The sequence below is a fragment of the Arenibacter lacus genome (assembly GCF_008711145.1).
Classification (GTDB): domain Bacteria; phylum Bacteroidota; class Bacteroidia; order Flavobacteriales; family Flavobacteriaceae; genus Arenibacter; species Arenibacter amylolyticus.
In genome coordinates, this window is sequence record NZ_VVIN01000034.1 from 31,791 (window position 1) to 42,082 (window position 10,292).

Genomic DNA, 10,292 nt, shown 5'->3' on the forward strand with positions numbered 1-10,292 from the left:
GCATGAGAAATTTGCTATTATTTGTTTTTGTGATAAGCTTATATTCCTGTGATGACGGGGACTTACAGATTGAGACTATCAATTTTGATGACAGCACCATCCAGTACTGCGGGAGCTCCCCAACCACAGAAAGCACCCTATTTTTTAAGATATCGGGCAGTGAGGCGTTGATTCTCACTTTAGCAAGTGGCACCTTAAAAAATGAAGTATCTAATGGGGAAATTCAAATTCCGGTTACGGGTAACACCAAGGTTACGTATCGCATTTTTTCCGACAAAGTGAGTAAGGATTATTTTTGCAATCCCCTTCCTCCAGCAACCCCTACTGTAACCGAGGAGATTGAGGCCCAAGGTGGATTTGTTCATATTACTACCACGGCTAAAACGGAAGGCGAAACCACCTCCTATGAACACAATATTAGGTTAAGTGAAATATCGTTGGTAAACAAAACCAACGATCAGCGTATAACAGACTTAAGAATCAATAATTTTGGAACTGTTACCACCAAGTAAGACAGTTTGTATTTAACAACCTGACTTACTTCTGAGAAATATAAACTTCTGTGGCACCAGAGCCGTATTTTTGGTAATCGGCATCGTAATATTTTACCTGCTCGTATTTTCTGAATAAAAAATAGAGCTCCTCCTTTAGCACTCCTTCCCCTACCCCGTGAATAAACACTACTTTTTGTATGCGCTTACGGATGGCAAATTCCAGTTGCCGCTCTGCCGTTTCCATCTGGAGGTTTAATATATCAAAATTGGACATCCTTTTTGCTGTCTTGGTCAATTTCTCAATATGCAGATCTACCTCCATCTTAGGGGCATTACGTTCTTTGGGCTTGGGTGCTGGCCTATGGCGTTTTTTAGGGATTTCTTTTTCCGCTTTTACTCGGGCAACCTCAAAGTTGGTAACCGATATTTCCTGATTTGCCGGTATGGAAAGCAGCTCTGAAGGGGCATAATTCAATAAAAATCCATCGGTGCTTTCCACCGTAATTTCCTGGCCCTTAATTTTTACGATCACCCCTTGTATGGTATCGTCAATAGCTTCTACCCTATCGCCAATTTTAAAGTTCATCGTCCTCATTTTTTAGATCCCGATCTCGCTCCTCGGATTGCCCGATACTCCATGATTGCGTGGTTTTATAAATTCCGAACATCATCAACACAAAGCCTATCATTAGAGCAATTTCCTCTTCCATAAATCCATCTCCAAACCCCGCAATTAGGGCTCCGACTCCGATCAATATTAAATAAAAGTTTCGTTTCATTTTCATTGCCCAAAAATAATAGTAATTTACCTTAAACAATTATATTAGCACTTTAAAAGCGGATAAAATGTTCTTGCTCCAGTTGGAAAATTACATGTTACCTTGTTTAAATAAACAGATTTTCGGCATAGACTGTCCTGGCTGTGGTATACAACGCGCTATATCCTTTATATTAAATGGCGATTTTGTTGCCGCTTTTTACATGTTTCCTGCAATTTATACTATTATTCTATTAATTGCGTTTTTAGGACTTAGCCTTTTTATCGACATAAAAAACAGCTTCAAAATTAAATTATACCTGTTATATCTAAATGCAGGTATCATTATCGTTAGTTATATATTAAAAATGCTACAAATAATCTATTAAAATCAAACCATGGAACAACAAAAACTACCCAATGCAACGCTAATTTTAGTTTTCGGTATCATATCTATAGTAACTTGCTGTTGCTATGGTATTATTGGACTTATTTTTGGAATAGTAGGGTTGATACTAGCGAATAAGGCTACTAAACTCTATGCAAGTGCCCCTGAACTCTATGAGGGTTACAATAATGTAAAGCTGGGAAAAACCCTATCTATTATCGGGATTGTACTAAACATTCTGGTAGCTATATTTTTCATTTGGATCATTTCTATCATTGGGTGGGATGCCCTGCAAAATGAAGAGCTTATGAGAGAGCGCTTAGAAGACTACTTACAGAATATTGAATAACCCCTACCACAACTAACATCAATAACCAATACATTAATGGAAAACGTCCAACGCCCCAAACCAAGTAACTATTTAATTCTTGCGATATTCACCACTGTTTGCTGCTGTATTATCCCAGGTGTGGTCAGCATTGTTTATGCTGCCAAAGTAAATGAGGCCTATGCCCAAGGCAACTATGATGCCGCAGAAAGAGCCTCTAAGAACGCAAAAACATGGGCTTTTGTAGGCATCGGAATCGCCGCGCTCTTCTTACTTATTTATATTGCCATATTTGGATTTGCAATTGTTGGCGGCATATTGAGTGGTAGTGATTTCTAAAAAATACAATAAGCTATTCATACTTGCAATAGGAGTACTATTCTCAGGAATAGTACTCCTATACTATTTATTGGATCCCAGCAACTCCCCCTATTTCCCCAATTGTCCGTTTTACCAATTTACCGGGTATTACTGCACAGGATGTGGCAGCCAGCGGGCACTGCATGATCTTTTGCACTTGAATCTCGTTGGAGCTATTAAACACAATGCACTATTTATTCCGGCCCTACTATTGGGCACGTATCATTTTAGCATAAAATACCTCCCCATTAAGAATGCCGATACGTTTCCAGATATTGTTTATCACCCCAAAACTCCTATACTAATATTTACAGTTTTGATACTTTTTACCATTTTAAGAAACATTCCAAAATTCCCCTTCTCACTCCTTGCCCCTCACCTTTAACAAAAAAAAGCCTGCAAGGAAGATGCAGGCTATATATAATATATATCAATGTATCCGGTCTATTTCTGAAATTGTTCCAGAGTCCTGATAATTATCGATACACAGTCTAGTAATTGCTCACGTGTCATCACCAAAGGAGGTGCAAATCTAATGATGTTACCATGGGTAGGTTTGGCCAATAGTCCATTATCTCTTAAGGCCAAACAAATATTCCAAGCTGTTTCGCTATCTGGGGAATCATTAACCAAAATTGCATTTAGCAACCCTTTTCCACGCACCGAATTTACGAGGTCACTTTTTTCTATAAACTTATTAAGCGCTGCCCTAAAAAGCTCTCCCAATTCATGTGCATTCTCTGCCAACCCCTCTTCTTTAACCACTTCTAACGCAGCAATTCCCACAGCTGCCCCTACTGGGTTTCCTCCAAAGGTACTTCCATGGTTTCCAGGCCCTATCACCTCCATGATTTCATCATCTGCCAACACAGCGGAAACGGGATAGGCGCCACCGGAAAGTGCCTTTCCCAAGATCAACATATCGGGTTTAACACCTTCATGATCCACTGCTAACATCTTCCCCGTTCTTGCGATTCCCGTTTGTATTTCATCGGCAATAAAGAGTACATTGTACTTTTCACAGAGTGTTTTGGCCTTGGTTAGATACCCCTCGGAAGGCACATTAACTCCTGCCTCCCCTTGTATGGGCTCTACTAAAAACCCAGCTATATTAGGATCGCTCTTTAATGCCTCCTCCAAAGCCGTTAAATTGTTATACTCAATGGCAAGGAAGCCTTCTGTATAAGGACCAAAATTTTTCCTAGCCACCGCATCATTGGAAAATGAGATAATAGTAGTGGTGCGTCCGTGGAAATTATTCTCACAAACAATTATTTTTGCCTTATTAGAGGCTACTCCCTTTTTTTCATAAGCCCATTTTCTACATATTTTTAAAGCCGTCTCCACAGCCTCTGCTCCAGTATTCATGGGTAAGAGCTTATCATAGCCGAAGGTTTCGCAGGCATAATTCTCAAACTTCCCCAACTGGTCATTGTAAAAAGCCCGGGAGGTTAGGGTAAGGGTTTGTGCCTGACTCGTCATGGCATTTACAATTTTAGGATGACAGTGTCCCTGATTAACGGCCGAGTAGGCCGACAGAAAATCGTAGTACTTTTTTCCTTCCACATCCCAAACATACACTCCCTCTCCCCTGCTTAAGACAACGGGCAGCGGATGGTAATTATGGGCTCCATATTTATCTTCCAATGCGATAGCACTTGTGGATGTTATTTTTTCCTGTTGTAACATGTACATAAAAAATTTAAAATAAAACTAATGCAATTCCTTCTTAGGGGAGAGAAATCATCCTTTGTAGAATCGCTAAATTACTAAATTTTAAATTTCTATAATCTCATTATTTCCTATAAAAATAGAGCACAATGTTAATTTTGGTTCATCAGCTCCATATCTGGGCAAGACCAACGATTCCATAAATCACTAATACCCCCATAAAACTTATTCTAAAACACCTTTATTACTAGACAACTCTAGGAAAAGGGCCAACACCAGGCACCTTAATCTGCCAGCCAGGGATGGCAGCAACCACAAGCTTTCCACTTTGACTAAAGTTCCTTTAAAATGCGTTTAAATCCTGAAAAAATCCCCTATTTTTGCGCTATGCGAAGAAAGAAGAAACGACAGGTTTTTGAGAAGGTATCAGTAGTTGATGCCGGTGCAAAGGGTAAAACAATTGGAAAAGCTCCCGATGGAAGAGTAATTTTCCTTACCAATACCGTTCCAGGGGATGTAGTGGACGTACAAACCACCAAAAAAAGAAAATCTTATTTTGAGGGTGAGGCGACATATTTCCATACTCGATCCCCAAAAAGGGTAGATCCGGTTTGTGAGCACTTTGGGGTATGCGGAGGATGCAAGTGGCAAGATATGGGCTACGAACATCAGTTGTTTTACAAACAGCAGGAGGTAGAAAACAATCTTCGTAGGATTGGACATTTAGACCTCCCTGAAACCATGCCCATTTTGGGATCTAAAAAACAGTATTTCTATAGAAATAAAATGGAATTCTCCTTTTCGGACAGTCGTTGGCTTACTTTGGATGAAATAAATTCTGGGGAGGAAATTAAAGATAAAAATGCCCTAGGTTTTCATATCCCTGGTATGTGGGATAAAATTCTAGACATAAAAAAATGTCACTTACAAGAAGACCCTTCCAATGCCATTCGTTTGGAAATAAAAGAGTTTGCTGAAAATAATGGGCTCTCATTTTTCAACCCTAGAGATCAACATGGATTATTAAGAACCGTAATGATTCGTACTTCCTCTACGGGAGAAATTATGGTAATGATTCAATTTTTTGAGGAAGACCAAGAAAAGCGCTCCCTGTTAATGGATCACTTAGCGGCTACTTTTACCGAAATAACTGCCCTATTATACGTAGTAAACCAGAAGAAAAACGACACTATTTACGATCAGGAAGTGATCTGCTATGCGGGAAGGGATCATATTTTTGAGGAAATGGAAGGATTACAGTTTAAAATAACGGCAAAATCTTTCTACCAGACCAATTCGGACCAGGCCTATGAACTCTACAAAATAACACGGGACTTTGCCGGACTAACAGGAGAGGAATTGGTATACGACTTGTATACCGGAACTGGCACCATAGCTCAGTTTGTTGCTAAGAACGCTAAAAAGGTAGTTGGTATTGAGGCAGTTCCAGAAGCTATTGCCGATGCAAAAGCCAATGCCGAGAGAAATAATATTGCAAATGTCGATTTCTTTGTTGGGGACATGAAAAATGTATTCAATGAAACCTTCATTTCCACCCATGGTAAGCCAGATCTTATCATTACCGATCCCCCAAGGGATGGCATGCACAAGGATGTGGTACAACAAATCCTGAACATCTCTCCAGAGAAAGTAGTATATGTTAGTTGCAACAGTGCTACCCAAGCAAGGGATTTAGAATTGATGAAGGAAGACTATGAGGTTGTCCAAGTACAACCTGTAGACATGTTCCCTCAAACCCATCATGTGGAAAATGTTGTACTTTTGAGAAAACGTAAAAATTAGCCCTATCCCAATGAACCACACCAAACTTCCCTTTAAATTTCTCTTGGCCCTTATTGTAATTGCTACAATAGGAATCTTGGGATGTGAAAAAGACGATATCTGCATAGATGGGAGTACACCATTATTAATAGTGCGGTTTTACGACGCGGCTAATAGGACCGAATTAAAAAAAGTTCCGAAATTCCGAATCGTAGGCGTCGGTCAAAAAGTAACAGTCCTTGGCGTTCCCGATAGGACCGATTTAGATTCTATAGCCGTCCCCTTGAAAATCGCGGAAAGCAGTACCGGATTTTACTTTATCGCAAATTCTGTAGATGAGGAAGCCCAGAACCAAGCCGGAGACACCATTATAGTGGAAGGCGGGAACATAGACAGCCTATACTTTAATTATGACCGAATAGATAAGTTTGTATCCAGGGCCTGCGGTCATATCGCCAATTTCGAAAATTTAGCGGCCGATTTAAAACAGGAAAATGAACACTGGATAAAAGATATAGAAATTATAACTCCCTTGGTAGCTAACTCCACTGAAGCACATGTTAAAATATATCATTAGTAGTTTTTTATTTCTTGCGGTAATTGGGGGATATTCCCAAACAAAGCCCATAGACCTACAGCCTAAGGATACCGTAAAACGTACCGATCCCTATGGGATAAGACTGGGTTTGGACCTAAGCAAGCCGCTTATTTCTACCTTGAAGGATGAATATACCGGATTGGAAGTTGTAGCCGATTATCGCCTGACCAATAACTGGTATTTAGCAACAGAATTAGGAAACGAAAAGAACACCAAGCAAGAGGACCTTTACAATTTTACCACTTCTGGCAGCTACCTTAAACTAGGAGCAGACTATAATACTTATGGAAACTGGTACGGGATGCACAATTTAATCCATGTTGGAGGAAGATATGCCTTTAGCAGCTTTAGTCAGACGCTTAATAATTACCATATTTTTGATACCAACAGATATTGGACCGATCCCCAATATCAACTAAATCCGCCTACCACCACCCCCAGCGATTTTCCAGTGGGCGCCACCGATCCAAAAGAATTTAATAGCTTAAATGCCAGTTGGCTGGAAGCCGTGGTAGGAGTAAAAGCAGAACTTTTCGCCAATATCTATTTGGGTGCCAGTGTTAGAATAGGTTATTTGATAACCAATAAGGAACCAGAAGGATTTCGTAATTTATGGATACCTGGATTCAACAAGGTAACCGATGGCAGCAGATTTGGTGTGGGATACAATTACACGCTCACCTATTTCTTACCACTTTATAAAAAGGCTAAAAAAATTAAAAAGGAGGAGGAACCCGATACAGAAGAGACCTCCCCGTTAAATTAGTCTATAATTCGCGTACCCCTTTCAGGAAAATCCAACTCATCATCAATTTTTTTCCTTTTGGAGTTTTTACTACAGCGAATTTTGGTGCCAACACTATAGTCACAACTCCTGCTATTATAGCTAGAAAAATGGTCTTTAAGTCTAATAACATACCAACTAGGAAACGGATGGCTATAAACAGAATGGCAAATCCTAAAAAGTTATATACTAAGGCTTTGTTTTTTGGTTTCACGGTACAAATAGTATTTGATGTTAGGCAACAGCCTATTTTTCTTTATTGAACTTAGCTTTCTTACTTCCTTCGTACATCACATATTTCACTAGGCGCGATTCTAAGTGACTGTTGTAAACTTTTATCCTTCTAGAAGGACGAAGTCCAACAAATTTTAAAGCTTCCAAATTAGAGGTGATAAACCAGGCATCGGTTCCTGGATAATTTCTTTTTAAGGTATCTCCAATTTCGCTATAGAAATTTTCCATTTCTATATCTAACCGCTCACCGTAAGGCGGATTGAATACCATGTGCAAAGGCCCCTCTGACACTTTCTCTGTATCAAAGAAATTCTTTCTTTCAATGGTAATATAATCCGATAAATTAGCGTTTGCAACGTTCTCTCCTGCTTTTCTAACGGCAGAGGGGGCTTTATCATACCCAAGAATCTTATATGGAAAATCTTTCGTCCTATTGAGGCTACTATCAATAATTTTCTGGAAAAGATCTTCATCAAAATCGGGCCACTTTTCGAAAGCGAATTCCTTTCTATTAATATTTGCAGGAATATTACAAGCTATCATAGCGGCTTCGGTTAAAAACGTACCGCTACCACACATGGGATCTAGAAAATCACTTTGGCCTTCCCAACCACTTAACATCAATAAACCAGCAGCCAACACTTCATTGATAGGTGCAATATTGGTGGCGGTTCTGTAGCCCCTGTGGTGCAATGATCTCCCTGAAGAATCCAAGGATACATTACATTGATTTTTCTGTATATGGATATTAATTCGCATATCTGGAAATTTAATATCCACACTAGGTCTGCTGCCATCGGTATCCCTAAATTTATCTACAATGGCATCCTTGGTTTTTTGGGATACATATAAGGAGTGGGTAAAATTATCCGAATTTACGGTAGCATCAATAGCAAAGGTAGTATCCGTAGATAAGTAGTTGAACCAGTCCATGGAATAGATCTTTCTATATAGATCATCTTCATTTCCAACTTTAAAAGAATGGATAGGCTTTATAATTTTTATAGCCGTTCTTAAACATAAGTTCGCCTTGTACATAAATCCGGTATCCCCTTCAAAGGACACACTTCTAATCCCCTCTTCTATGTTACTAGCACCTAGCTCTTTTAACTCCTTGGCCAAAATTTCCTCGAAACCGAACATGGTTTTGGCTACCATTTTAAAATTATTGTTCATACCTACTCTTAAAATTACCGCAAAAATACATTAATTTTATACCCTATTAGGTAATTATCCCTAATAAGTACAACACCAAACCCATCGTACATGATCTATTTACTACCCATTCTTGCGGTTATGCTAAGCTTTCTATTTGTTTACGTCACCAAACCCAAGAATAAAGAGGGCTTTAAGCTTTTATTGGCCTTTAGTGGGGCTTTTCTATTAGCCATTACCGTTTTTGAACTATTCCCTGAAGTATACATGGAATCTGATTCGAAAACCGTAGGGGTGTTCATAATGTTGGGGATTTTACTACAAATATTTCTGGAGTTTTTTTCCAAAGGGGCAGAGCACGGACATGTCCACATAGACCCGGAGAACCAAGAATTCCCTTGGCTGCTATTCATTAGTTTATCCATACATTCCGTCTTGGAAGGAATACCTATAGATAATCACCACAACATTCTATATGGAATCTTGGTTCATAAGCTACCGATAGCCATTATTTTAAGTTTCTTTTTACTAGCTTCCAAAATTAAGTTGGTACCCGCCATATTATTTATTAGTCTTTTTGCGCTAATGACGCCCCTAGGCACGTTATTAGCCGCAAATCTCCCCATTATGGAAACCTATTCCGTATATTTAAATGCAGTAGTAATAGGGGTGTTTTTACACATTTCAACAGTTATTTTATTTGAAAGCTCACAGGCACATCAGTTTAATCTACGCAAACTATTGGTCATTATAATAGGTGTTGCGATAGCATATGTATTTTAAATGTTCAGTAAGGCCGAAGCAAAACAATTACGACAAGATTTTTGGATCTCTTTTGGAAAATCGTTTCCAAGGAAATGGATCTTACATCGCACGAATATAAAAGACTTTTCATTTAAGTTTTCTTTTGATGTAAAGTACGCCATGGTTTCCCTCGATATTGAAAATCAGGATTTGGAAAAGCGAATTGAGCTATGGGAAAATTTGATGTCCCTACGCACCATATTAACGTCGGAGTACCTACCCAAGGCCCAATTCGATGATAGCTACATCCTGAGTAATGGAAAGGAAATTTCTCGAATATGGGTTAGCTTACCTAATGTTTCTATCCATAACAAAAACACCTGGCAGGAGACCATGTTATTTTTAAGAGACTCCATGAATAAGTTAGAAATGTTCTATAAGGAGTACGAGGACGTAATTAAGCCTTAAAACCCCAACCAAAAACTCCCTATGCTAATAGTACGACTTTCCTAAAAAACCCTTGCCGTTAAGGCGATTCTATCATATTAACTCCATTTAGGAAGAAAATGTTTTGTATGCGTAGTAAGTTCCGTTTAACGGACCTAATGATTATACCTTTTTAGATCTTATAACAACATACCTTCTAATATGAGGTTTATCGTTTAACTATATAAGGAGGTACATGAGGAGGACATATGGAAGTCAATAATCTACGTAGCTCCTTAAAATAGGTGTTAATTTCCTAAGCTATCTTCCTTAAAATGGGTCAAAAAAAAAAAAAAAAGGCGGAAGCTTCTACAGTCATCAGTAGGCAGTAGCAGTTGTTTCAGCCATCAGTAAACAGTAATCGGTAATCAGTAGTCTTCAGTAGGCAGTTCAATTTAAGGCAAGTTATGGTTGATAAAGGCGGGAACGGCATCCCTGAAGTATAAAGGCCAGGGCATGGGTTATACCTGGAGGCAGCTGGTGTATTTTGGCCCCTTATCTGTGGTGATCG

At 39.0% G+C, this 10,292-nt stretch carries 15 protein-coding genes; 10 read left to right on the forward strand and 5 right to left on the reverse strand.

Going from position 1 to position 10,292, the window contains the following annotated elements; genetic code table 11:
* Nucleotides 1–2: 2 nt before the first annotated feature.
* Nucleotides 3–512 carry a hypothetical protein gene (locus F1E73_RS10980; RefSeq protein WP_150451922.1) on the forward strand — a complete coding sequence of 170 codons (510 nt, stop codon included), beginning with the start codon at nt 3–5 and terminating at the stop codon, nt 510–512.
* Between the two features lie 25 nt (nt 513–537).
* Here the strand turns inward: F1E73_RS10980 and F1E73_RS10985 are convergent, their stop codons facing one another.
* Entirely contained in the window at nt 538–1,080 is a 543-nt protein-coding gene (locus tag F1E73_RS10985; protein ID WP_150451923.1) for a Smr/MutS family protein, read from the reverse strand.
* A complete protein-coding gene (locus tag F1E73_RS10990) occupies nt 1,070–1,279 on the reverse strand; it encodes a hypothetical protein (protein WP_086477390.1) in 210 nt (69 codons plus the stop codon). The genes F1E73_RS10985 and F1E73_RS10990 overlap by 11 nt, the downstream gene beginning before the upstream one ends.
* 88 nt (nt 1,280–1,367) lie before the next feature.
* On the opposite strand from F1E73_RS10990, the gene F1E73_RS10995 reads away from it, so the two are divergent.
* Genes F1E73_RS10995 through F1E73_RS18125 form a run of 4 tightly spaced genes read left to right on the forward strand, consistent with a single transcriptional unit; the run spans nt 1,368 to nt 2,712 of the window.
* Nucleotides 1,368–1,640, forward strand: coding sequence for a DUF2752 domain-containing protein (locus F1E73_RS10995; protein ID WP_086477410.1), 273 nt, complete (start codon nt 1,368–1,370; stop codon nt 1,638–1,640).
* A 9-nt stretch (nt 1,641–1,649) separates the two neighbouring features.
* Nucleotides 1,650–1,988 (forward strand): CCC motif membrane protein, encoded by a 339-nt coding sequence (locus F1E73_RS11000; RefSeq protein WP_086477391.1) that lies wholly within the window; start codon nt 1,650–1,652, stop codon nt 1,986–1,988.
* A 36-nt stretch (nt 1,989–2,024) separates the two neighbouring features.
* Nucleotides 2,025–2,306: a CD225/dispanin family protein gene (locus F1E73_RS11005; RefSeq protein ID WP_086477411.1), complete on the forward strand. Its 282-nt coding sequence runs from the start codon at nt 2,025–2,027 to the stop codon at nt 2,304–2,306.
* Nucleotides 2,296–2,712: a DUF2752 domain-containing protein gene (locus F1E73_RS18125; RefSeq protein WP_176328493.1), complete on the forward strand. Its 417-nt coding sequence runs from the start codon at nt 2,296–2,298 to the stop codon at nt 2,710–2,712. Before F1E73_RS11005 ends, F1E73_RS18125 begins: the two co-directional genes overlap by 11 nt.
* 59 nt (nt 2,713–2,771) lie before the next feature.
* Here the strand turns inward: F1E73_RS18125 and rocD are convergent, their stop codons facing one another.
* Entirely contained in the window at nt 2,772–4,016 is a 1,245-nt protein-coding gene (gene rocD / locus F1E73_RS11015; protein ID WP_150451924.1) for an ornithine--oxo-acid transaminase, read from the reverse strand.
* 369 nt (nt 4,017–4,385) lie between these two features.
* Between rocD and rlmD the strand changes: the two genes are divergently transcribed.
* Genes rlmD through F1E73_RS11030 form a run of 3 tightly spaced genes read left to right on the forward strand, consistent with a single transcriptional unit; the run spans nt 4,386 to nt 7,144 of the window.
* Nucleotides 4,386–5,801, forward strand: coding sequence for a 23S rRNA (uracil(1939)-C(5))-methyltransferase RlmD (rlmD, locus tag F1E73_RS11020; protein ID WP_150451929.1), 1,416 nt, complete (start codon nt 4,386–4,388; stop codon nt 5,799–5,801).
* 10 nt (nt 5,802–5,811) lie between these two features.
* Complete coding sequence (locus F1E73_RS11025; RefSeq protein ID WP_150451925.1) at nt 5,812–6,357, forward strand: DUF6452 family protein; 546 nt, start codon at nt 5,812–5,814, stop codon at nt 6,355–6,357.
* Nucleotides 6,338–7,144, forward strand: coding sequence for a DUF6048 family protein (locus tag F1E73_RS11030; RefSeq protein ID WP_086477394.1), 807 nt, complete (start codon nt 6,338–6,340; stop codon nt 7,142–7,144). Before F1E73_RS11025 ends, F1E73_RS11030 begins: the two co-directional genes overlap by 20 nt.
* Before the next feature lies 1 nt (nt 7,145).
* Here the strand turns inward: F1E73_RS11030 and F1E73_RS11035 are convergent, their stop codons facing one another.
* Entirely contained in the window at nt 7,146–7,376 is a 231-nt protein-coding gene (locus F1E73_RS11035; protein ID WP_150451926.1) for a hypothetical protein, read from the reverse strand.
* A 32-nt stretch (nt 7,377–7,408) separates the two neighbouring features.
* Nucleotides 7,409–8,572, reverse strand: a complete 1,164-nt coding sequence (locus tag F1E73_RS11040) for a THUMP domain-containing class I SAM-dependent RNA methyltransferase (protein ID WP_086477396.1) — start codon at nt 8,570–8,572, stop codon at nt 7,409–7,411.
* A gap of 90 nt (nt 8,573–8,662) precedes the next feature.
* Between F1E73_RS11040 and F1E73_RS11045 the strand changes: the two genes are divergently transcribed.
* Nucleotides 8,663–9,334, forward strand: a complete 672-nt coding sequence (locus F1E73_RS11045; protein ID WP_086477397.1) for a ZIP family metal transporter — start codon at nt 8,663–8,665, stop codon at nt 9,332–9,334.
* The gene (locus tag F1E73_RS11050; RefSeq protein WP_150451927.1) at nt 9,335–9,763 is read left to right on the forward strand and encodes a DUF4268 domain-containing protein; all 429 of its coding nucleotides are present in this window, start codon (nt 9,335–9,337) and stop codon (nt 9,761–9,763) included.
* The last annotated feature ends 529 nt before the right edge of the window (nt 9,764–10,292 follow it).